The 22,328-nt window shown below is 72.6% G+C and carries 22 protein-coding genes; 9 read left to right on the forward strand and 13 right to left on the reverse strand.

Annotation, left to right across the window (positions count from 1 at the left end; translation table 11 throughout):
* Window positions 1–4 precede the first annotated feature (4 nt).
* Genes IE118_RS27655 through IE118_RS27700 form a run of 10 tightly spaced genes read right to left on the reverse strand, consistent with a single transcriptional unit; the run spans window position 5 to window position 7,878 of the window.
* Complete coding sequence (locus IE118_RS27655) at window positions 5–562, reverse strand: flavin reductase family protein (protein ID WP_189560795.1); 558 nt, start codon at window positions 560–562, stop codon at window positions 5–7.
* On the reverse strand, window positions 549–1,427 hold the full coding sequence (locus IE118_RS27660; protein ID WP_189560796.1) for a hypothetical protein: 879 nt from the start codon (window positions 1,425–1,427) through the stop codon (window positions 549–551). The genes IE118_RS27655 and IE118_RS27660 overlap by 14 nt, the downstream gene beginning before the upstream one ends.
* A complete protein-coding gene (locus IE118_RS27665) occupies window positions 1,424–2,026 on the reverse strand; it encodes a 4'-phosphopantetheinyl transferase family protein (protein WP_189560797.1) in 603 nt (200 codons plus the stop codon). The genes IE118_RS27660 and IE118_RS27665 overlap by 4 nt, the downstream gene beginning before the upstream one ends.
* Window positions 2,023–3,135, reverse strand: coding sequence for an acyl-CoA dehydrogenase family protein (locus tag IE118_RS27670; RefSeq protein WP_189560798.1), 1,113 nt, complete (start codon window positions 3,133–3,135; stop codon window positions 2,023–2,025). Before IE118_RS27670 ends, IE118_RS27665 begins: the two co-directional genes overlap by 4 nt.
* Window positions 3,132–3,392: an acyl carrier protein gene (locus tag IE118_RS27675; protein ID WP_189560799.1), complete on the reverse strand. Its 261-nt coding sequence runs from the start codon at window positions 3,390–3,392 to the stop codon at window positions 3,132–3,134. The genes IE118_RS27670 and IE118_RS27675 overlap by 4 nt, the downstream gene beginning before the upstream one ends.
* A 43-nt stretch (window positions 3,393–3,435) precedes the next feature.
* Window positions 3,436–4,281: an acyl carrier protein gene (locus IE118_RS27680; RefSeq protein WP_189560800.1), complete on the reverse strand. Its 846-nt coding sequence runs from the start codon at window positions 4,279–4,281 to the stop codon at window positions 3,436–3,438.
* Window positions 4,278–5,603 carry a TrpB-like pyridoxal phosphate-dependent enzyme gene (locus tag IE118_RS27685; protein ID WP_189560801.1) on the reverse strand — a complete coding sequence of 442 codons (1,326 nt, stop codon included), beginning with the start codon at window positions 5,601–5,603 and terminating at the stop codon, window positions 4,278–4,280. The genes IE118_RS27680 and IE118_RS27685 overlap by 4 nt, the downstream gene beginning before the upstream one ends.
* Window positions 5,600–5,881, reverse strand: a complete 282-nt coding sequence (locus IE118_RS27690; protein WP_189560802.1) for an acyl carrier protein — start codon at window positions 5,879–5,881, stop codon at window positions 5,600–5,602. The genes IE118_RS27685 and IE118_RS27690 overlap by 4 nt, the downstream gene beginning before the upstream one ends.
* 34 nt (window positions 5,882–5,915) lie before the next feature.
* A complete protein-coding gene (locus tag IE118_RS27695) occupies window positions 5,916–7,166 on the reverse strand; it encodes a glutamate-5-semialdehyde dehydrogenase (RefSeq protein ID WP_189560803.1) in 1,251 nt (416 codons plus the stop codon).
* Window positions 7,159–7,878, reverse strand: a complete 720-nt coding sequence (locus tag IE118_RS27700) for a thioesterase domain-containing protein (protein WP_189560804.1) — start codon at window positions 7,876–7,878, stop codon at window positions 7,159–7,161. The genes IE118_RS27695 and IE118_RS27700 overlap by 8 nt, the downstream gene beginning before the upstream one ends.
* Window positions 7,879–8,215: 337 nt before the next feature.
* On the opposite strand from IE118_RS27700, the gene IE118_RS27705 reads away from it, so the two are divergent.
* The 9 genes from IE118_RS27705 (at window position 8,216) to IE118_RS27740 (ending at window position 18,911) form a co-directional block, all read left to right on the forward strand.
* Entirely contained in the window at window positions 8,216–9,532 is a 1,317-nt protein-coding gene (locus IE118_RS27705; protein WP_189560805.1) for a KamA family radical SAM protein, read from the forward strand.
* An 8-nt stretch (window positions 9,533–9,540) separates the two neighbouring features.
* Window positions 9,541–10,782 carry a pyridoxal phosphate-dependent aminotransferase gene (locus IE118_RS27710; protein WP_189560912.1) on the forward strand — a complete coding sequence of 414 codons (1,242 nt, stop codon included), beginning with the start codon at window positions 9,541–9,543 and terminating at the stop codon, window positions 10,780–10,782.
* A gap of 18 nt (window positions 10,783–10,800) precedes the next feature.
* A complete protein-coding gene (locus IE118_RS27715; RefSeq protein ID WP_189560806.1) occupies window positions 10,801–11,067 on the forward strand; it encodes a phosphopantetheine-binding protein in 267 nt (88 codons plus the stop codon).
* The gene (locus IE118_RS27720; protein ID WP_189560807.1) at window positions 11,064–12,245 is read left to right on the forward strand and encodes an acyl-CoA dehydrogenase family protein; all 1,182 of its coding nucleotides are present in this window, start codon (window positions 11,064–11,066) and stop codon (window positions 12,243–12,245) included. The genes IE118_RS27715 and IE118_RS27720 overlap by 4 nt, the downstream gene beginning before the upstream one ends.
* Window positions 12,238–13,767 (forward strand): amino acid adenylation domain-containing protein, encoded by a 1,530-nt coding sequence (locus IE118_RS27725; protein ID WP_189560808.1) that lies wholly within the window; start codon window positions 12,238–12,240, stop codon window positions 13,765–13,767. The genes IE118_RS27720 and IE118_RS27725 overlap by 8 nt, the downstream gene beginning before the upstream one ends.
* Window positions 13,761–15,041: an aminotransferase family protein gene (locus IE118_RS34175; protein ID WP_229846954.1), complete on the forward strand. Its 1,281-nt coding sequence runs from the start codon at window positions 13,761–13,763 to the stop codon at window positions 15,039–15,041. Before IE118_RS27725 ends, IE118_RS34175 begins: the two co-directional genes overlap by 7 nt.
* Window positions 15,038–16,300 (forward strand): ATP-grasp domain-containing protein, encoded by a 1,263-nt coding sequence (locus IE118_RS27730; protein WP_229846955.1) that lies wholly within the window; start codon window positions 15,038–15,040, stop codon window positions 16,298–16,300. Before IE118_RS34175 ends, IE118_RS27730 begins: the two co-directional genes overlap by 4 nt.
* Window positions 16,293–17,546 carry an ATP-grasp domain-containing protein gene (locus tag IE118_RS27735; protein ID WP_189560810.1) on the forward strand — a complete coding sequence of 418 codons (1,254 nt, stop codon included), beginning with the start codon at window positions 16,293–16,295 and terminating at the stop codon, window positions 17,544–17,546. Before IE118_RS27730 ends, IE118_RS27735 begins: the two co-directional genes overlap by 8 nt.
* A 93-nt stretch (window positions 17,547–17,639) precedes the next feature.
* A complete protein-coding gene (locus IE118_RS27740; protein WP_189560811.1) occupies window positions 17,640–18,911 on the forward strand; it encodes an MFS transporter in 1,272 nt (423 codons plus the stop codon).
* Window positions 18,912–18,962: 51 nt separating this feature from the next.
* Here the strand turns inward: IE118_RS27740 and IE118_RS27745 are convergent, their stop codons facing one another.
* The 3 genes from IE118_RS27745 to IE118_RS27755 all read right to left on the reverse strand — a co-directional run bounded on the left by IE118_RS27745 (window position 18,963) and on the right by IE118_RS27755 (window position 22,072).
* Complete coding sequence (locus IE118_RS27745; RefSeq protein ID WP_189560812.1) at window positions 18,963–20,201, reverse strand: ATP-grasp domain-containing protein; 1,239 nt, start codon at window positions 20,199–20,201, stop codon at window positions 18,963–18,965.
* A 191-nt stretch (window positions 20,202–20,392) separates the two neighbouring features.
* The gene (locus IE118_RS27750; protein WP_189560813.1) at window positions 20,393–21,058 is read right to left on the reverse strand and encodes a M23 family metallopeptidase; all 666 of its coding nucleotides are present in this window, start codon (window positions 21,056–21,058) and stop codon (window positions 20,393–20,395) included.
* Window positions 21,059–21,127: 69 nt separating this feature from the next.
* A complete protein-coding gene (locus tag IE118_RS27755) occupies window positions 21,128–22,072 on the reverse strand; it encodes an endonuclease/exonuclease/phosphatase family protein (RefSeq protein WP_189560814.1) in 945 nt (314 codons plus the stop codon).
* Window positions 22,073–22,328 lie beyond the last annotated feature (256 nt).

A 22,328-nucleotide genomic window follows, 5' to 3' on the forward strand; every position in this document is an offset into this window, starting at 1 on the left:
CAGGTCAACGCTGGTCGTCGGCCGCGCTCGGGGCGGCCGGCAGGGGAGTGGTGATGTGCGGTTCCCCGGTGACGAGCACCAGCGGGGAACCGGGGGTGGTGGTGAGATGACGCACGACGCCGACGACCAGGACGTGGTCGGCGGCGGTTGCCGTCTCCGCGACGTCGCACGTCATCACGACGCTGGCGTCGTGCAGGACCGGGACGCCCCGGACCACGGCGTACGGCGTGTCCCGGAAACGCTGTGCGGGGGTGCCGGTGGCGAAGCGCCGGACCAGCGGGCCCTGGGTGCGGGACAGCACGTTGACGGCGAAGCGGCCGGCGTCGAGCAGGTCGTTCAGGGTGCGTCCGCCCGTGCCGAAGGCGAGCAGCACGCTCGGCGGTGCCACGGACAGCGACATCAGCGAGGTCGTGGTGCATCCCACGGGCCCGCCCGGTCCCAGGGCGGTGGTGACCGACACGCACTTCGCCAGCCCCGACATCGCCGCGCGGAAGAGCGTGCCGTCCACCGTCGCCTCGCCCGGCGGGGCCACCTGGGGCGTCGTCGTCTCAACCCCGAGCACGGTGCACCTCCCTGCCGGTCGTGAGGCCGGCGACGGCGTCGAGTGCCCGCTCGGCCACACCGGTGCGGGGGCGTCCGCGCCGCGCCGAGTCGGCGGCGAAGCGCAGGGCCTTGGGCAGCTGGGTCCAGGCGTCCGCCAGGTCCGGATCGGGGTCCGGCCCCAGCCGGTGGAGCTGGTGCCGGGACGCCGCCCACAGGTCGTCGACGTGCCGCTCCAGGAGGGCCCCGTCGGAAGTGAGGCGGTCCCGCAGGTACCCGAGCACCTCCCGCGGCTCGCGCAGCCAGGTGCCCGGCCACGGCGCCGGGAGGCCGGCCGGCGGAGCGGTGGCCCGGCGCAGCCAGCGGTAGGCGTCCGTCGGGCCGATGTCGACCGGTTCCCCCAGGGCGTGCACCTCCCGGTTGCGGACGGCCGGGTCGATCCGCCCCAGCGGGGTCAGCGCCCGGCGCAGCGCGTCGTCGTCGAGCACGCCGGCGTAGGGCAGTTGCTCACCGCCGGGCATCAGGGCGTGGAACGGGTCCGCCACGAGCCATCCCTGCGCGTCGTGGGCCCGCAGCAGGAACCAGTGGGGGACGCGCCGCACCCCGTGGTGCGGCGACCAGGGCAGGTGGAAGGCGTTGCCCGACACGATCACCTGCCCCTCGCCGGCGAGCAGGCCGGCGAGCGCGGCACGGGCCGACGGCCAGTCCGGGCGGTGGTCGTGCACCAGGACCCCGCCGTCGACGCGGTCGTGGTGGGAGAAGGCGAGCGCGCCGTCCGGCCGGTCGGTGCGCACCCACAGGTGCACCGCCGCCGCCAGGTCCTCGGCCGCCGCGCCTCCCAGGTACTCCACCAGCGCGGTGGAGTAACAGGACAGGGCAGGTGTCATGGGGTCGCCTCCCAGGCGCAGGCCACGGGTACGTCGATGAGGTCTCGCACCTTGCGCCAGCACAGTCCGTGCCAGTCACCGTGGTCGAGGTGCGGGGGCACGTCGATGCTCCAGGGGCAGCCGCCGATGCCGCTGCCGTCGGTCTTCACGCATGCCTCCTGGACCGTCCAGATCTCGGTGAAGACGGTGTGCCGCAGGTGCGCCGGCATGCGGTACAGACGGTTCGCGTACGGTGCGGCGCACCGCCGCACCATGGAGTGGCCGACGCGCCTCGGCGGCACCTGCACGTCCACCCCGACGCGGCGGCCGTGCGCCACGGCCACGACGGTGTGCTCCTCGTCGTGGGAGATGCTGATACCGGGCCGGGACCGGCCCGCCAGGACCGGTTTGCCGTTGTGACCGGCCACGACCGGCTCCGCGGCACTGCCGGGCGCCACCTCGGCGAGCAGCCCGCGCAGGAGTGCGCGCCCCTGCAGGATCTGGTGTGCGCGCCAGGCCGGCCGGCCGCGTGCCGCGGCGAGGTCGCCGGGGGTGAGGCGGCCGGCGGGCGCCTCACCGGTGGCCACCCACACTCCCCGGCTGATCTCCAGAACGCTCATGGCCGTTCCTCCGCACCGCTCTCGGGAGCCGTTTCGGCCACGATGCCGAGAACGACCTCGGTCGTGCCCCCGCCGATCCCGAACAGGGCGCCCTGCGCCCGCAGCTGCTGCGGGCCACCGGTCCGGAAACCGTGGGCGCCCTGGAGGTGGGCACACACGTCGAGGACGTGCGCGACGGTCTCGCCGGCGCTCGCCTTGAGCAGCGCCGCGGCCGAGGTGTCGCGGCGGGCGGCGACCGCTTCGGCGAGGCTCTCGGTCAGGGCACGGTGCTGCCGGGAGCGCAGCAGCGCGCCCGCCCAGCGCTGGCGTATCCCCTCCTTCTCCCACAGGACGCCGTCCCCGTCGCCGCGGCGTCCCAGGTGGCGGGCGGTGTCGCGCAGCACCCGCTCGCACAGCGCCCCCGCCCACAGGGCGCCGGCCAGCCGCTCGGTGGCGATGTGGGCCGCGAAGGCGGTCAGTCCGCGACCGGTGCCCCCGACGACATGGTCGCGGGTGAGCCGGACGCCGTCGAAGGTGAGATGACCGGTCCCGGAGCCGTCGAACAGTTCCGTCCCGGCAGGTTCCGCGCGTACGCCGGGCGCGTCGGCCGGTACGAGCACCCAGGTGAAGTTGGTGAAGTGGGGGCCCGGCCGGTGGCGGGCGAGGACGAGAACGGCACCGCACGTCGTGGCGTTGGTGATCCAGCGCTTGGTGCCGTCGAGCCGGAGGTGTTCCCCGTCGAACGAGACGGACGTGTCCAGTCCCGCCAGGTCGCAGCCGGAGTTCTCGTCGGTGGCCGCGAGGGCCACGACGGTGCGGCCGTCGAGGCTGTCGGCCAGCGTCCGGGCGGCGGGTCCGGTCCCGGCGGCCAGCAGCGGCAGGCACGTGGCCAGCGGGACGGTCACGGCGAGCGTCGAACCGACGCCGAAGCGCCGGTCGAGGTCCGTCAGCAGTGCGCTCAGCGCCGCCGTGTCGACGCCCCGGCGTGGATCGTTGCCGCGGTAGACCCCGGCGAGCCGGTTCTCCGCGCCGAGGACGCGCCACAGGTCGGCGCCGCTCGCGTCGGCGGGCAGTGCGCCGAGCCGGGAGCCGGCCCCGGTGGTGGGCTCCCGCACCGCGGAGACGCTCATGCCGCCGCCCTGCGGTCTCCCTCGGCGGCGCCCGCCCGCTGCACCGCGGCCCACAGACTGCCGGCGGTGGCGAAGGTGGCGTCGTTGAGGTCCTCGTCCGGAAGGGAGACCCCGAGGCCGTCCTCGATGGCGAAGAGCAGGTCGATGGCCTTCATGGAGTTCATCCCGAGGTCGTGCAGGCGGCTGTCCTCGGTGAGGGGGCGGTCCCCGAGGTGGGGCAGGAAGGGGGTCAGCAGGTCGATGAAGGGCTGGTTCACAACGTCTCCGTCACTCGGATGGTGGGCATCGGCAGGGTGGGGGTCAGTGGGGCCGGACGGCGAACACCTCGCGGTCTGCGGTGAGCAGGGACGCCAGTTCGGGCAGCAGGGCCGCCGGGGCCGGCTTTCCCCGCTCGGCACGCCGCTGGGCGATGAACGCGGTCGAGGTGAGCCGGTCCCAGCGGCGCAGGTGGTCCTCCGCGTCCATCCGCTCGCCGAGGTGTGCGCGGTACGCGGCGTGCAGGTGGCGGGCCCGTGTCAGCAGCCAGGTCTCCGCGGTCAGCCGGCGCAGGGCGGCGAGCCGGTCGGGGTGGGCGGTGTAGGCCTCGACGTAGGCCGCCGCGTCGTCCAGGCACAGTTCCGGCCGGGGCGGGCGGTATCCGGGCACGGGGGACAGCGTGCACGCGAAGGAGGCGGTGGGCAGGCGCTCCCACGGGAAGGTCCACCGGCCGGGCCTGGCCGGCCCCCACGCCGTCTCGTTGTCGTACGCGTCCTCGACCTCGGCTCCGTCCCCGTGGGTGCCGGCCAGGAAGCCGTGCTCCATGTGCGCCCGGCCCGCATAGGGCAGCCACGGCATGTCGTAGGAGTCGGCCACGGCGTAGACCGCGGATGCCCCTTCGGCCATGGCGCGCAGTCCGCCGGCGGGAACGCGGTGGGCGAAGAGGTCCGGCCGCAGGCCGACGAGCGCGGCTCCTTCGCGCAGGTGCCGCTCCGGCGGGGGATCCACCGTGGGCAGGCCGTCGGGGCCGGGCTCCGGCCTGAAGCGCAGGCGCGCTCCCAGCGCGAGGTGCCGTCCGGGGCCGTGCCGGCGGTCCGCGAGGACCGCCAGGTTGACCTGTACGCAGTCCAGGAGCCCGGTCCGTACGCACGGGGCCGCGGGGGCGGTCACGGGCGGGTCTCCACCCGTGTCAGCCCGGCCACCGCGCGGGCCAGCGCCTCGTCGGGCGGGGACTGGTCCTCGAGCCCGCCGTCGAGGAAGTGTTCGTAGGCCCCGAGGTCCAGGTAGCCGTGTCCGCTGACGCACACCAGGACCCCGCCGGTGGCGTCGGGCGAGGCGGCGATGCGCGCGGCGGCCGCCAGGGCGTGGCCGGACTCGGGCGCCGGCAGGACGCTCTCGTGGCGGGCGAGCAGCCGGCCCGCGGCCAGGGCGTCCGCCTGGCTGACCGCCATGGCGTCGATGTCGCCGCTGTGCCGCATCGCGGAGATGAGCTTCGCCGCTCCGTGGAAGCGCAGACCCGCGGTGTGCGCGTCCGGTATCCGGTAATCGCTGCCGATGGTGTACATGGCCTCCATCGGGCCGCTGCCGGTGGCGTCGGTCTTGTCGTAGGCGTAGACGCCACGGGTCAGCTTCGGCGTGCTGCTGGACTCGGCGGCGACCAGGCGGGGCCCCTCGCGGCCGGCGGCCCGGGCGGTGGCGTGGAAGGGCAGCGCGATGCCGCCGAAGTTCGACCCGGCGCCCACGCATCCGACGACCGCGCCGATCTCGGCGCCCAGGTCCGCGAGTTGTTCCTCCGCCTCCAGGCCGATCACGGACTGGTGCAGGATGCTGTACGTCTCGCCGCTGCCGATGCAGAAGGCCACCCGGTCGTGGTCGGCGGCGTACTCGACGGCCTCCCCGATGGCGAGCGAGAGGCTGTTGCCGGCGGCCAGGTCCTCCTTGGCGGAGACCTTCGTCATGCCGCTGGGGCTGGAGTGCACCTCGGCGCCCAGCATGCGCATCAAGACCCCGCGGTAGGGTTTTCGGCGAAGGCTGGATTCCACCATGAAGACCCGGCAGCGCAGGCCGAACAGGGCGCACGCCGCGGCCATGGCGGTGCCCCACTGGCCCGCGCCGGTACCCGTGACCAGCTCCTCGACGCCGGCCTGGCGGTAGTAGTGGGCCTGCGCCAGCGCCGTGTTGAGCTTGTGACTGCCCGAGATGTTGACGCCCTCGTTCTTGACGTACACGGGGACCCGGGCGCCGACGGCCTCCTCGAAACCGCGGGCGCGCCACAGCGGGGTCGGGCGGTACTGCCGGTAGCGGTCGGCGACCGGGGCGGGAATGTCCCAGTACTCGCGGGCGGAGACGCTGTGCCGGATCAGTTCGGTCGGGATGTTGATCTTTATCTCGCCGGGGGCGTCCGCGGTGCGGGGCGGGGTGCGGTCCGGCGGCAGGGGCTGGGACAGGTGGGGGAGGACGCTGCGCCAGCGCGTGGGGATCCCGTGCGTCACCGCCCCACCTCCGCGGCCGTCACCACGTCGATCAGGTCCCGGACGGTGCGGAAGCTGCGGCCCACGAACAGGTCGTCGGGGAGGATGACGTCGAGCTCGTCCTCGATCCGCACGAGCATGCCGACGAAGCCGAGCGAGTTGACGTTCAGCAGGTCACCGACGAGCGGTTCGTCGTCGGCGACGCGGTCGGGCGGGAGGGACAGCCGGGACTCGGCGATGACCACCTTCTTGACGACGGTGGCAACGGCGTCCCGGTCGAGGGACAGTTCATGGGGCATGGCACACCTTTCGGGGAGGCGGGAGGCCGGGACGTCAGCCGCGCAGCGCGCCGGCGCCGTCGGTGACGTAGCTGTGGGTGACCAGTGCGCCGAGCGTCACGGGACCGCGCACGTGCAGACGGCCGGTCGCGATGGCGATCTCGGTGCCCAGACCGAGGGTCGGGCCGTCGTGCAGCCGCAGCGAGCCGTTGACCACGACCATCGCGGCGTCGGCGCGGCGGCGGAAGGCGTCGATCACGTGCGGGTCCCGGGCGATGACCCCCTCCGTGTGCCCGGAGCCGTGGCGGCGGATGTGGTCCAGCGCGGCGTTCTCGTCGTCGACCGGCACGACGGCCACGACCGGGTCGAGGAACTCCCGGCCCAGATCGTGCGCGGCGAGGGGTTCGGTCTTGAGCGAGGAGGGGGCCAGAGCGCTCAGTTCGGGAGCCGTGTGCAGGGTCAGGTCCGTCTCCCGGCCCTCCAGCCCGCGAGCCAGCGCCTGGAGGTAGTCCCGGGCGACGGTGCGGTCGAGCAGCAGGGTCTCCACCGAGGTGCACCCGGCCGGCTCGGGCAGCTTGCTGTCCAGCGTGGCACGCACGGCGAGGTCCAGGTCGGCGCTGCGGTGGACGTAGAGGTGGTTGACGCCGCCGCCGCCGGCGATCAGCGGGATGGCACTGGTGCGGCAGTGCTCCACCAGCGCCGGGCTGCCGCGCGGAATGAGCACGTCCACCTGGTCGGGCCGCTGCAGCAGGGCCCGCAGCTGCCGGCGGTGCGGGTCGTCCAGCACCGTGACGAGGCCGGTGGGCAGCCCCGCTCCGACCAGCGCGGCATGCACGGCCCGTTCGAGAGCGGCGTTGGTGGCGGCGGTCTCCTTGCCGCCGCGCAGCAGCACCGCGTTTCCCACGGCAACCGGGAGGAGCGCGCCGTCCACGGTGACGGTGGGCCGCGCCTCGTAGACCATCAGGACGACGCCGAGGGGCCGGGGGACGCGGTGGACGTGCCGCGCCGCACCGGAGACGGGCACCTCGGTCTCCCGTACCGTCCGCAGCTCGTCCCGGGTCAGTGCGGTGAGTTCGGCCATCCGGTCCCGGTGGACGTCGGTCAGGCGCAGCCGCTGCACCAGCGTGGGCGACATGCCGAGCCGCTGGGCCGCGGCGACGTCCGCCGCGTTGGCCCTGGCGATCCGCGGCCAGTGCGACACGAGTTCCTCACCGAGCAGCCGGGCGTACCGGTCGTAGGCGGGGTCGCCCACGGGCGGGGCCGCGTCGAACGCCGCGCGGGCCCGGCTCAGGATGCCGTCAGGCATGCCGCTCCTCCGTGCTCGTCAGGAAGTTCTTGAGGTGGTCCAGCAGAAGGGGCAGCCGTTCACCGTCGAAGGCGGTGAAGTGGTCGCCGGGCAGCGGTCGTACGGTCAGATCCGTGGCCACCTCGCGCCAGGCCGCCAGGTGGGCGTCGTTGTCCTCGTCCGCGCAGGGCATCAGCAGTGCGGGGCAGTCGTGGCGCACCTCGGCCCGGTAGGAGACGACGGCGTCCAGGTGGGCGTCCGCGGTCGCGGCGACGCGGTCGGCGGGGACGCCGCTGTCGTCGGCGGCGAGGGAGGCGCGGACCCGCTCGCGCCACCGCCGCGCAGCCGCCGGGTCCCGGTCGATGCGGGCGGCGGGGCTGTCGACCATCACCACCCGTGGCCGCCGTCCCTCCCCGGCCAGCCGTGCGGCCAGCTCCCAGGCGAGGACGCCGCCGAGCGACCAGCCGAACAACAGCCCCGGCGGCTCGGGGAGTTCCGTGAGCAGTGACCAGTAGCGGTCCGCCATGGCGGTGACGCTGCGGTCCGGCTCCTCTCCCGGCGCCAGTCCGTACCCGCGCAGGGCGAAGACCGGGCCGGACCGGCGCAGGGCGAACCCCACGCCCGTGTAGGCCCCGACACCACCGCCGGCGGCGTGGACGAGGACGCTGCACCTGCCGGCCCGGGGCCGGCCCATCGGCATGAGCACCGGCTGGGCGACATCGGCGCGGTTCATGGTGTGCGTCCGCGACGCGGGCAACCGATCATCAATGATCTTTCCTTCCGCACTCAACGGTTTCGACGAGAAGCGAATGCCGCACCACCCGCCTTTCAAACGAATTCCGTTCGCGCGCCATAAAGAACTCTTATCGTCCTCGGTCAAGGAATTTATGGAGGCAGGTCAAGGGGCGTAATTCGGCACTCTTATCGGTTCCATGCGGAGTCTTTATGCCTTCGGGAACGAACTCGAATCAACCAATCCCGTACGGGTAACCGGCGCTGGACGCCAAGACCGCCGACTGGGGTCGGCCCGTCGTCGCCCAGTTATTCCGCCGAATTCAGAGGGACCCCGTATGACACTGATGCTCGACCAGCCGGTCGGCACTACCCGCTTCCGCGCCTTCGGTCCGCGGCAGATCGATGACATCGTCCGGCGCCACGGGCTTTCCCCGGAGCTGCGGGACGGGATCGCACTGCTGGCACACGTCCTGCCGTTCCGCGTCAACGAGTACGTACTCGAGGAACTGATCGACTGGACGGATCCGGCACAGGACCCGCTCTTCCGTCTGGTCTTCCCGCAGCGGGGCATGCTCCCCGAGGACGACGAGCGCTCCCTGGAATCGCTCGTGCGCGCCGGGGCGACGAAGCGCGAGCTGGCCGCCGAGGTCGCACGGATCCGGGCCGGACTCAACCCCCACCCCTCCGGACAGCGCGAGTACAACGTGCCCGTGCACGAGGGCGAACGGCTGGCCGGCCTGCAGCACAAGTACCGCGAGACGGTGCTGTACTTCCCGACGCAGGGACAGTCCTGTCACTCGTTCTGCACCTACTGCTTCCGGTGGGCGCAGTTCGTGGGCGACCCGTCCCTGCGATTCGCCGCCCCCGGTCCGGACCCACTCGTCCGCTACCTGCACCAGCATCCCGAGGTCAGCGACGTGCTGGTGACGGGCGGCGACCCGATGGTGATGAGCACCGACCGTCTCACCGGGCACCTGGAGCCGCTGCTCGGCGTGGACAGCGTCGACACCGTCCGCATCGGCACCAAGTCGCTGGCCTACTGGCCGCAGCGCTTCGTGACCGACGCGGACGCCGACTCGCTGCTGCGTCTCTTCGAACGGATCGTGGCCGCGGGCAAACAGGTCGCCGTCATGGCCCACTTCACCCACCCCCGCGAGCTGCACACCGCCCGGGTGACCGAGGCCGTGCGGCGGATCCGGGCCACGGGAGCGGTGGTCTACTGCCAGGCCCCGATGGTCGCGCACATCAACGACGACGCCGATACCTGGGCCTCCATGTGGAAGTCCGAACTGGCGCTCGGCGCGGTCCCCTACTACATGTTCGTCGAACGCGACACCGGCCCCTACGACTACTTCAAGGTGCCGCTGGCCCGCGCGACGGAGATCTTCCACACCGCCTACCGCACCCTGCCGGGACTCGCCCGCACCGTACGCGGCCCGGTGATGTCCACCACGCCCGGCAAGGTCGTGGTGGACGGTGTCGAGACCTTCGGCGACGGCCGGTTCTTCCAGCTGCGGCTGGCGCAGGCCCGCAACCCCGCCCTGGTCGGCCGGCCCTTCCGGGCGCACTACGACCCCACCGCCACCTGGCTGAGCGATCTGGAGATCGCGGCGGACACGCCCCAGGACATCCGGGAGGCGCTGCGGCCGTGAACGCCTCGATGTCGCCCAACCTCGCCCTCAACGAGGAGGTCGCACGGCTGCGGGCCGAAGGCCGGTCCGTCGTTCACCTCGGCTTCGGCGAGTCCCGGCTGCCCGCCTTCGCCCCCCTGGTGGAGCAACTGCGCGCGGGCGCCCACCGCAACGCCTACGGGCCCGTGGCCGGAGCGCCGGACGCGCTCGCCTCGCTCGCCGGCTACTTCGAGCGCCGCGGCCTGCCCACCGGGCCGCACGAGGTCCTGCTCGGGCCCGGCAGCAAGCCGCTGCTCATGGCACTGAACCTGGTCCTGCCCGGGGACGTGCTCCTGCCGCGTCCCAGCTGGAACTCCTACGAGCCGCAGGCCCGCATGGCGGGGAAGAGGGTGTACGGCGTCCCGATCCCCGCGGAGTGCGGCGGCATCCCCGACCCGGACGCCCTGCCGGAGACCATCGAACGCGCCCGCCGGACCGGGGGCGACCCGCGCATCGTCGTGCTCACGCTCCCCGACAACCCGACCGGCACGCTCGCCACCGCCGCGCTGGTCGAGCGGGTGTGCCGCATCGCCGAAGCGGAGGACCTCGTCGTCGTCTCGGACGAGATCTACCGCGACGTCATGCACCGGCCGGACGCACCCTTCCTCAGCCCCGCCGAAGTGGCGCCCGACCGCACCGTGGTGACCACCGGACTGTCCAAGTCGCTGGCACTCGGCGGCTGGCGCGTCGGCGGACTGCGGGTGCCCCCCGGCGCACGGGGGCGGGACCTGCGCGACCGTCTGGTCGCCGTCGCCAGCGACCTGTGGTCCACGTTGTCGGGCCCGATGCAGCAGGTCGCCGCGTACGCCTTCGGCGACCCGCCCGAGATCCGGCAGCGGCTGGCGGCGAGCGCCCGGCTGCACGGCGCCGTGGCCCGTGCCGTGCACGCCGCGGCGGTGGCCGCGGGAGCCACCTGCCGGCCGCCCACCGGGGCGTTCTACGTCTACCCCGACTTCGAGCCCCGGCGCGCAGCACTGGCCCGGCGGGGGATCGACGGATCGGCGGCGCTCGCCCGCCACCTGCTGGACGAGCGGGGCCTGGCCGTCCTCGCGGGACACCATCTCGGCGACGACCCCGGCGCCCTGCGCTTCAAGGCCGCCACCAGCATGCTCTACGGCGACACCGACGAGGAGCAGGAGGCCGCCCTCGCCGCTCCCGACCCGCTCGCCCTGCCGCACGTCGCCGACGCCCTCGTCCGCGTCGCAGAAGGCTTCGCCGAACTCGGCGACTGACCAGATCCGGGAGACATCATGGAGACACCCGACGTACGCGCGGTCGTCACCGCCCACACCGCCGAGGTCCTCGGCACCGACCACGCCGACCTGTCGAGCGCCGGCGCACTGACCGACCTGCCCACGTTCAGCTCCTTCCGCATCGTGGAGATCGTCGAGCGAATCGAGGAGGAACTCGACACCGAGGTGGAGGCGAGCGAACTCACCCCGGACAACCTCAGCCGTCTGGACACGCTCGTCGCCCTCTTCGAGCGGACCCTGCGCGCCGACGGGGTGCCCGGATGACCGTCACCGACCTCCCCCGTACGGCGTGGCGGCCCGCCGACCTCGAACGCGCCGTGTCCGAGGTCGAGACGGAGGCCGCCCGCCACGCCGAGAGCTGCGACCGCGAGGCGCGCTTCCCCACCGAGGCGCTGGAGGCCATGCGCCGCACCGGCCTCCTCGGTCTCCTCGTGCCCACCGAGGACGGCGGCCCCGGCGGAGGCACGGACGACCTGCTGGCCGTGAGCAACCGGCTCTCCCGCACCTGCATGTCCGTCGGCATGATCTTCACCATGCACTGCCAGCAGGTCGCCGCGGTCGTCCGGGACGGCGGCCCCCTGCGGGAGCGGTTGCTGCCCCGCATCGTACGCGGCGAGCTCTACCTGGCCTCCGTGACCACCGAGGCCGCCACCGGCGGACACCTGCTGTCCTCCGGGTCCTCGCTGACGGCCTCCGGCGACACCGTCCTCCGCGTGGACCGCTTCGCCCCCGTGGTGACCGGAGGCGCTCACGCCGACGGATTCCTCATCACCGCCCTGGCACCCGACGCCGCGTCCCCGTCCCGGCTGTCGCTGGTGTACGCCGAGCGCGACCAGCTCACCGTCACGGTACGGGGGGAGTGGAACCCGATGGGCATGCGCGCGACCCACAGCGCGCCCCTGCACCTGACCGGTGAGATCCCCCGCGACCAGGTCATCGGTGAGCACGGGGCGTTCCGGGACATCGCGGTCCGCACCTTCGCGCCACTGGCCCACCTCGGCTGGGCAGCGTGCTGGCAGGGCGCGGCCGACGGCGCACTCCAGCGCGTCGTGACGCTGCTGCGGGCCGAGCGGCACCGCCGCGACCTCGACTCGCCGCTGCTGCTCACCCGCCTCTCGCGGGCCCGCCAACGCCTGGACACGGTGCACGCGCTGATCCGGTACGCCGCGTCGGTCCTCGACTCGGCCGAGGACGTCACGAGCGCGCCGGTGCAACTCCTCGTCAACGCCGTGAAACTGACCGCCTCCGAGCTGTGCCCGGCGGCGGCGGAGGAGCTGACGGACCTGGTGGGCATGCGCCACGGCTACCTGCGCGACTCGCCGACCGGCCTCGAACGGACGCTGCGCGACCTGCGGTCCGCCCCGCTGAACTACAGCAACGACCGCCTGCACGCGGCGGACGGCGTGCTGACCCTCATGGACCGGGAGGTCCGCCATGTCTGACTCGCTGTTCGACCTGTTCGCGGCAAGCGCACGGCAACACCCGGACCGGCCCGCCCTGAGCGTGGCCGGCACGACCCTCACCTACCGGGAGCTGGACCGGGCCGCCGCACGCCTCGCCGCCCATCTCGGCCCGGTCCCACCGGGAGCCCGCATCGGGCTGCTGGCCTCCCGCTCGCCCCTGGCGTACGCCGGATACCTGGCCGTGCTGCGCACCGGCGCGACCGTGGTCCCGCTCAACCCGGTCTTCCCCGCGCAGCGCAACGCCGCGATCGCCGCCCGGGCCGGCCTGCGCACCGTGCTCACCGACACCGCGCTGCGGGACCTGACGCGCGAGAGCGCGGTCCCGCTCACCCTGGCGACGGCGGACGGCACACCGTCGGGGCACCGCGCCCCGACGGCGTCGGCCGGCGGAGCCACGGCCACGACCGCCGACCCCGTCGAGGCCCCCGCGTACATCCTCTTCACCTCCGGATCGACCGGAGTCCCCAAGGGCCTGCCCATCGCGCACGGCAACGTGCTCCCCTACATCGCCCACCAGGTGGAGCGCTACGAGGTCGCCCCGGGGGACCGGCTGAGCCAGACCTTCGACCTGACCTTCGACCCGTCCGTGTTCGACATGTTCGTCACGTGGGCCGCCGGCGCCACCCTGGTCGTGCCGCAGCGGGAGGACCTCGCGGACCCGGCCGCCTTCGCCCGGGCGAACCGGCTCACGCACTGGTTCTCCGTGCCGTCGGTGGTCTCGCTGGCCGCACGCATGCGCAGACTGCCGGAGGGGTGCCTGCCCGACCTCCGGTGGGGTCTCTTCGCGGGGGAGCAGCTGACCCTCAAACAGGCGGCCGCCTGGCACCGGGCCGCACCCCGGGCGGTCGTCGAGAACCTCTACGGTCCCACCGAGCTCACCGTGACCTGCACCGCCCACCGCCTGCCGGCCGACCCGGCCGACTGGCCGAGGACCCGCAACGGCTCCGTCCCGATCGGCCGCCGCCTGCCGCACCTGGAGCACGTCGTCCTGGACGACACGGGCAGCCCCGCGGGCGAGGGAGAGCTGTGCGTACGCGGCGTGCAGCGCTTCGCCGGCTACCTCGACCCGGAGAACAACGCCGGCCGCTTCGTCGACTGGGAGCCCGGCACCGGCGCCCGCGTCCACGACACGCACGACTCCCCGGCGGCGCGGCTGTGGTACCGCACCGGCGACCGGGTCGTGGAGGAGGACGGCGTGCTGACGCACCTGGGCCGCCTGGACTCCCAGGTGCAGGTCCACGGCTACCGCGTGGAACTGGGCGAGGTCGAGGCGGCCCTCGGCAGCCACCCCGGTGTCGAGGACGCCGCGGTCGTCTTCGACGGTGCCGACCTCAGGGCCCTCTACGTGGGCGACGCGGTGCCGGTGGCGGACCTGGCCGGCTGGGTGGCGGGCCGGCTGCCCGCCTACATGGTCCCCGGACGGTTCCTGCGGGTGGACCGCTTCCCGCTCAACGACAACGGCAAGCTCGACCGCAAGAGGCTGGAGACGCTGGCATGCTGAGGAACGAACACGACGCACTCTGGCACAACTCGCTGACGCCGCGGACCGTCCGGGACGGCGGTTTCGACGCCACCGCCGTCGTGCACGGCAAGGGGTGCCGCCTCCAGGACGCCGCCGGCAACTGGTACCTGGACGCGCGGGCCGCGATGTGGAACACGACCCTCGGCTACAGCTGCGACCGGATCGTGGACGCCGTCACCGAACAGCTCCGCCGGCTGCCGGTGGCCCAGATCATCCGCTACGACGAGCCGGCCGAGGTCTCCCTGCGCTATGCCCGCCGGCTGGTCGCCGAACTGCCCGACCCTCTCAACCACGTCCGTTTCGGCAGCACCGGTTCGCAGATGACCAGCGCCGCGGTGCTCATGTCGCGCTTCGTGCGCAAGGTCCGCGGCGAGACGCAGCGCGTCAAGGTCCTCGCCTTCACCAACGGCTACCACGGCACCGGGGGCCTGGCCGGTGCGCTCACCGGCGAACGCCAGATGCACGCGCTGCAGGCCCCGCTCGCCCCGGAGGTGCACCATGTCCGGCCCTGGGACCTCGAGGCCCTGGAACGGGCCGTGGAGCGGCGCGGGCCGGAGAACATCACCGCCGTGATCGTGGAGCCGATCATGGGGACCGACGTCGTGCCTGCCCCCGAAGGGGCTCTCGCCCGCATCCGGGAACTGTGCGACCGGCACGGCATCCACTTGATCGCCGACGAGGTCACCACGGGGTTCGGCCGCACGGGCGCGATGTCGGTGATGGCCGCCCAGGGCGTCCTGCCCGACATGCTGGTGCTCGGCAAGGGCATCACCTCCGGGTACTTTCCGCTGGCGGCCCTGGCCTGCTCGGACGCCGTCTTCGACGAGGCCGTCTCCCGTCCCGAGTACACGTTCCCGCACGGCTGCACCGCCGACGGCCATCCCGCCGCCATGGTCGCCGGCCTGGCCGTCCTGGAGGAACTGGCCGACGGCGTCCTGCTGGAACGGGTGCGGACGACCGGGGCGGAGATCCGCCGGCGACTGCGCGCGGCGGCCGCGGAGATCCCGCTGATCCACGACGTGCGCGGCGAGGGCCTGATGATCGGCGTCGAGCTGCGCCGGGAGTCGGGCCGCCCGGGCGAGCGCGAGATGGCGCGGATACGTGACGCGTGCAAGGCCGCCGGTCTGCTGCTGACCAGCACCAACAACACGCTCGTGCTGATGCCCCCGCTCGTGCTCGCGGAGGAGGAGGCCATCGAGCTGGTGGAGCGGCTGACGAGCGCCCTGCGTACCGTCGCCGGGCACGGCTCGTGATCCGGCGTCCCGCTGTCGCGGTCGTCGACGGCTACGGGTCGGCCGCCCGGCTGGCGAAGGCGTTCGACGCCGCCGGTCACGACTGCGTACGGGTGCAGAGCACCGTCGACGTGCCCGCGCACTACCGCAGCGAACTGGCCCTCGGCCTGTACACCGACAACGTCGTACACACCGGCGACGTCGAGGCGACGGCCGCGCTGCTGGCCGGCCACCGGCCGGTCGCGGTGATCGCGGGAGCCGAGCAGGGCGTCGAACTCGCCGACGCCCTGAGCGAGGTCATGGGTGTGCCCGGCAACGGCACCGCGCTCAGTGACGCCCGGCGCACGAAGGACGTGCAGACCCGGACCGTGGCGGCGGCCGGCCTGCCCACGGCCGGTCAGCTGACGGTCGAGGACGCCGCGCAGCTGGCGGCGTGGCACGCGCGGCTCGGCGGGCGGATCGTGGTCAAACCCGTCCGCAGTGCCCGCAGCGACGGAGTGAGCGTCTGCGACAGCCCGGCCGAGTCCGTCGCCGCCTACGAGCGGATCCGCCGCGCCGTCAACGACTTCGGTGTGCGCAACGAGGGCGTGGTGGCACAGCGGTACCTGTCGGGCACGGAGTTCGTGGTCAACACCGTCAGCCGGGACGGACGCCACCGGGTCACCGACACCTGGCGCTACCGGAAGATCGATGTCAACGGTGTCCGGGACCGCATCAACGGCATCCTCTCGCTGCCGCCGTCGGATCCGCGCTGGAGCCGGCTGCGGGACTACGCCCACAGGGTGCTCGACGCCCTCGGTATCGCCCACGGGCCGGCCCACCTCGAGATCATCATGACCTCCGACGGTCCCCGCCTGGTGGAGCTCGGCGCCCGTCTGTGCGGCTCGGACGTGGCCCGGTACGCCGCCCTCGTCACCGGTGAGTCGCAGATCGACCGCACCGTACAGGCGTACACGGACCCGGAGACGTTCCTCGCCGACGTCGACACCCCGTACCGCAGGGACGGGCACGCCGCGATGGCGTTCCTCGCCTCGCCGCTGGAGGGGCGCCTCAGGTCGTACCCACTGCTCGGCGAGGTGGAACGGCTCGACAGCTACCAGGGCATGACGCTGCGGGTCGCCCCCGGACAGCGGCTTCGCCGCACCGTCGACGACAGCACCGAGCCCCTCGTGATCGGTTTGGCGCACGCCGAGGCCGCGACGGTGGAGAAGGACCTGCAGACCGTCTGTTACCTCGACGGTTACGGCTTCTACGAAGTGGAGCAAGGACACCATGGGTAACCCGCGCACGATCGCCCTCGTCGATCCCTACGGCGCCGTCAACAAGGTGGGGCAGGCGTTCCGCGAGGCAGGGCTCGACTGCGTCCGCGTCCAGTCCACACCGCAGGTCCCGCCCTCCTACGGGCCCGCGGACCTCACCGGCTACCGGGACAACCTCGTCCACGACGGAACGTTCGAGCACATGGTCGAGCGGCTGGCGGAGGCCGGCGCCGAGGCCGTCGTGGTGGGCAGCGAGCTGGGGGTGGAGTTCACCGACCGGCTCAACGAGGCACTCGGGCTGCCCGGCAACGGAACGGCGCTGAGCGAGGCCCGGCGCGACAAGTACGTCCAGATCGAGGCGCTCCGGGCGGCCGGAGTGCCGACCACCCGGCAGGAGCGCGTCGGCTCCCCCCACGAGCTGGCGGCGTGGCACCGGTCCGTCGGTGGCCGCATTGTCGTGAAACCCGTGCGCAGCGCGCGCAACGACGGGGTGTCGTTCTGCGACACCGCCGAGGAGTCGGTCGCCGCCTACCACCGGATCATGTCCAGGGACAGCGTCTTCGACGTCCCCAACGAGGGCGTGGTCGCCCAGGAGTACCTGCGGGGCGTGGAGTTCGTGGTGAACACCGTCAGCTGCCGGGGCCGGCACCGGATCACGGACGTCTGGCGCTACCAGAAGATCACGGTCAACGGCGTGCGCGATCGGATCAACGGCATGACGTCGGTCCCGCGCGACGACGCGGACTGGCACGCCGTCGCCGAGTACTCCTACCGAGTCCTCGACGCCCTCGGCATCCTCTGGGGCCCGGTGCACCTGGAGGTCATGCTCACCGGGGCCGGACCGCGCCTGATCGAGGCCGGCGCGCGGCTGTGCGGGGCGGACGTGGCCCGGTACGCCGTACTGCTGACCGGTGAGTCGCAGATCGGGCGGACCGTGCAGGCGTACGCCGACCCGGAGCGGTTCCTCGAGGAGGCCGGCGCCCCGTACGCGGTGGACAACCACGGCGCCATGGCCTTCTTCGCCTCACCGTACGAGGGCGTCCTGCGCGGTTACCCGCACATCGGCCTGATCGAGGAGCTGGAGAGCTGCCGGGGCGTGACCCAGCGCTTCAAGCCGGGCGAACGCCTGGTGCGCACGATCGACGACGAGGGCGAACCGGTCACGGTGGGCCTGATCCATCAGGACCGCTCCGTCCTCCTGCAGGATTTCGCCACCGTCTGCTATCTGGACGGGTTCGGCTTTTACGACGTGGAACCGGGGCACTGAGACACCCTCACCTCCGTTACCGGACGAACCCGTCCGGAGCGGCCGCGCCGACGCCGTCCGGCACCGGCGACAGGACCGACACCTAGGAGCATCGTGGCCGAGGGCTGGCGCAGGGACTTCAACTTCGTCTGGGCGGGCGAGACCGCCTCGCTCGTCGGGACCCAGGTGTACCAGCTGGCCATGCCACTGACCGCGGTACTCGCCCTCGATGCCGACCCCGCACAGCTGGGGCTGCTGGGCGCTCTGACGTTCGCGCCGTACGTGCTCCTCGGCCTCCCCGTCGGCGTCCTGGTGGACCGGTGGCAGCGGCGGGGCGTGCTGATCCTCTCCAGCCTGGGGCAGGCGCTGTCGATCGGCGCCATCCCCCTGCTGGCGGCACTGGACCTGCTGACGTTCGGCCGGCTGCTGGCACTGGCCTGCACGGCCGGCGCGGCACGGGTGTTCTTCACCATCGCCTACCGCTCCTACCTGCCGGCGATCGTGCCACCGGAACACCTGACCGGGGCCAACTCCCGCCTCACGGCGAGTGAGTCGGTCGCGGAGATCGGCGGTCCGGGACTGGGCGGGGCGCTGGTGCAACTGGTGGGCGCGCCCTTCGCCCTGCTTGTCGACGCGGTGTCGTACCTCGCCTCCGCGCTGGGCTTCAAGGCGGTGCGCAAGCGCGAGAAGGCCGTCCGCACCGATCCCGCGCCGCTGCGGTCCCAGGTCTCCGAGGGTTTCCGCTTCACCTTCTCCAACGCCTACCTGCGGGCCACACTCGGCGAGGCCGCCAGTTACAACCTGTGCTGGCAGATCGTTCTGACGATCCTCACCCTGTTCGCGGTGAAGGAACTGGACATGAGCCCGGGCACGCTGGGCTTCGTGCTGTCCGTCGGCGCGGTGGGCGCGCTGCTCGGCGCGGCGCTCACCGACCGTCTCGCCCACCGGGTGGGGCTGGGCCGCACCCTGGTGATCGCCGCGGTGATCGGCGACCTGGCCCCGCTGCTGCTGCCGGTGGCACACCGCGGCACCTGGGCGGCCCCCCTGTTCGCCGTCGCCTTCTTCGTGCAGGGCTTCGGCATCACCGCCTGCAACGTGCACACCATGACGATCCGCCAGATGGTGACCCCGGAGCGGCTGCTGGGGCGCACCAATGCCGCCTACCTCTTCGTCGCGCTCGGCATGAAACCGGTCGGTGCGCTGCTCGGCGGCTGGCTGGGCACCCACCTGGGGCTGCGCGGAGCGATGGTGGTGGGAACCGTGGGCCTGCTGAGCACCAGCCTCTTCCTGATCCTGTCCCCGCTGCGCACGATCCGTACCCTGGACGGTCTGCGGCCCGAGCCCCCTGAGGGAGCCCGGGCCGCCACGCCCGCCAGCACGCCCTGAGCGGACCCGGCCTGACGGCCGGGTCCAGGGCCGGGCCCCGGGCCGCCCGTCTCAGCTCACCCGCACCCGCAGGGCGTGGCCGGCTTTGTCCAGTGCGGCACGGCAGCTGTCCGCGTTGCCGGCCAGGGCGATCGCGTAGGCGACCCGGCCGTCCATCAGTCCGCGGGGCGGTGGTGACTTGATGTCTCCCGCCGCCGCCAGCGGGCCGCAGCGCGCCACCTGCTCCGGCAGTTCCGACTCCTCGAAGCGGACGTCCGCGATGAGGGAGTCGTTCTCGGGCGGGTAGTAGAAGCGGATGGCGGCGACCTGCCGGTGCCCGGTGGCCGTCCGCAGCCCCGGCGCTCTGCCGCACGCGACGTCGGCGGCGGCCAGCGCGAGGTCCGGGCCGCCGCCCAGGAGGTTCAGCAGGGGGATCATGCCCCCTCCTATCCGGGCGTTGACTTCGATGACCTTCGGCCCGGTCGGTGTCAGCCTGATCTCCGTGTGCGTCACACCGTCGGTGAAGTCCAGCGCGGCGTGCGTGCGCACGACGACGTCCGTCAGTTTCCCGTCGGACCACAGCGGGTCCTCCGGGTCGACGACGTGCCCGGTCTCCTCGAAGTAGGGCTCGAACCCGACCTCCTTGCGGGCGATGCACACCGGGGTGACCCTGCCGCGGTGCACCACGCTGTCGACGCTGATCTCCGGTCCCCGGGCGAACTCCTCGACCAGGATGTTGCGTTCGTGAGTCGGCAGGTCGGGCGCCGATGCGCCACTCGCGTCGGTGAACTCGACCGCCTCCACCAGGCCGGCGGGCGAGTCGACCCGCACGACACCGAAGCTCCCCGCCAGCGCACGCGGTTTGACCACGACCGGATAGCCGATGTCCCCGGCCACCGCGAGGGCCTCCTGCGGCCCGGAGACGAGTACCGAGCGCGGCTGCGGCACCCGGCCGGCGTCGAGGGCCGCGCGCGTGCGGTACTTGTCCCGGCACCGCTCGACGCACTCCCGGTCCCCGCCCGGCAGTCCGAGGGCGGCGGCGACCTGCGCGGTCTGCTCGATCCAGGTCTCGTCCCAGCAGATGACGCCGTCCAGCGGCTCCTCGGCGTGCACCGCCCGGGCCACCCGTACGAGCCCGTCGACGTCGGCCAGGTCGGCCACCATGGTGTGGCCGGTCGTGTACGCCGGTTCCCACGTGGCCGGTTCGGTCAGAATCAGGTGGACGCGGAAGTCGCGGCTGATCGACTCCAATAAGTACTCACGGTAGGCGCGGATGCCGGGCGTGATCACGAGCAGGTGTCCCATCGTCATGGGTACCGGTTACCCGTGCGCCGTGGGGCGAGTCCCTGACGACCGGCTCCTGTCGGCCGCTGCGGTGAGGCGTTCCACCGGCCGCGGTCCCCGGCTCCGCCGGCCGCCCGGGCGGCGGACGCCCCGACGGGTCACCCACCGGGTCCGCTCCACCCTGCTCGGCCGGACCCGCTGAGCCGGACGGACGGCTGCTACCAGGAGGGCTTGCGGCACTTGGCGTAGACGAACGGGCCCGCCGGGTGGTCCTCGAAGTGGAGGTGCGGGCCGGTGACCTTGCCGGTGTCCCCGACCTTGCCGATCTTCTGGCCCGCTTTGACCGGGTTGCCCGGGTGGACGTCTCGCAACGACAGGTGGCAGTAGACGTACACCCGGCCGTTGTCGGCTCGAAGGCCTATCCAGTCGCCGTACGCACCCCCGTTGTCGTTCGACCACTGAATCGTGCCGTTGCGGACGGCGACCACGGCGGCCCCCTGCCTCGCGGCATAGTCGTCCCCGGTGTGGTAACCGGCTTTGTAGCGGGGGTTCTTGACCCCGAAGCGGTAGGTGACGGGGTGCCCGGGTACCGGCGAGGCCACCCGGGTGCCCGGTGACCGGCGAGGGTCAGGACCGACCTTGAAGCCGAAGCGGTCGCCGAGTTTCTTGAGCGATGCCTCCCCCGGAACACCGTCCGCCTGCGCGCCTGAGAAGCCGAGGTGGCGCTGCCACTTGGCGTACGCGTCCTGGGTGAGCCGGCCGAAGACGCCGGGGCCCGAGCTGAAGTCGAGTCCCACGGCCGCCGCCAGGGCCTTCTGGACGACCAGAACGCTGTCGTTCTTCGCCCCGGGTTTGACGTGGGAGAGGAGTACGAGCGGTGACATGAGAAGCGTTCCTTCTGCGCAGTGGTGGTGCATGGCCGCCAGGTCGACGGCCGGCGCCGACTGCGGCGCCTACGCCACCTCGAGGTTGCAGACGACGGGGCTGTGGTCCGACGCCTTGGGCTTGTCCTGCCCCACGCCCGGGAAGCGCGGGCCCTTGTACTTGGTGGCGCGCAGCGGCATCCCTTTGCGGAAGATCTCGGGCAGCCCTTCCGGGGCCGCCTCGGCGAGGGAGGTCGACAGCAGGATGTAGTCGAGCTGCCGGTACTCGTCGCCGCCGCTCCAGTAGTGCGTCCACTGGTCGGCCGCGGGCAGGCGGGTCACCACGTTGTGGACCTGGTCCCACTTGACGAGCTCATCGATGCCGGAACTCCCGTTGCCGTCGGGCTCCAGATAGTCGTTGAGGTCTCCCAGCACCGCGAACGGACGGGCTCCCGGCTCCTGCCCGAAGCGGTCGGTGACGATCTCCATCACCTTGGCGGACTGCCGCTCCCGCTTCGCCCGGGTTTCCGCGCGTCCGCCCAGCATCGACTTGAAGTGATTGACGAAGAGAGTGACAGGTGTCCTCCGCCCCTGGCTCACCTCGATCTCGACGTCGACCTCCAGGCAGTCGCGGGAGAACAGCGCGGCCGTCGGACTCGCGGGGTCCATGAAGTGCTGGTACGAGCGGACGTGGGTGATCGGCCACTTGGACAGTACGGCGACGTCGATCAGACGAGGATCGTTGCCGTCCACCCCGGCCACGTACGGGTACTGGGACCTGCCGCCCAGTGCCTGGGCCCGGAAGTGCTTGAGGGTGTCGATGTTCTCCACTTCCTGGAGGCAGAGCACGTCGGCGCCGATCTCCCGCACCGCTGCCCCGGTGATGGCCTTGTCATCGACGCCCAGTTCCTGGAACCGGGTCTGGTCGATGATCCAGCCACGTGAGTTCGCACTCGCCGGGTCGACGTTCTCCTTGAACCGCCAGCGCGCGAAGAGGTTCTCCACATTGAATGTTGCCAGTCGCAGCGTCGTCACGGGGGCCTCCCGAGTACATCGGGCTGGTGAGGGGCCGCAGCAGCAAAAGCAATCTGCACCGTGAGGCAGCAGCAACATGACGAGCGTCGGTTCCTACCAGCCCCCTTTGTCTCACAGCAGGACCACGCGAATATCTTTATTTTCCCGCCGCTCACGGCGCCTGGCAAACGCAGCAGCGTGCGTACTTCGCACAGCGCGGACGTGCGGGTGCCGACCCGGATTGACACGGCCTTCGCACCGGCTGAAGCTGGAATCG

It is taken from the genome of Streptomyces pilosus, assembly GCF_014649835.1.
Lineage (GTDB): Bacteria > Actinomycetota > Actinomycetes > Streptomycetales > Streptomycetaceae > Streptomyces > Streptomyces pilosus.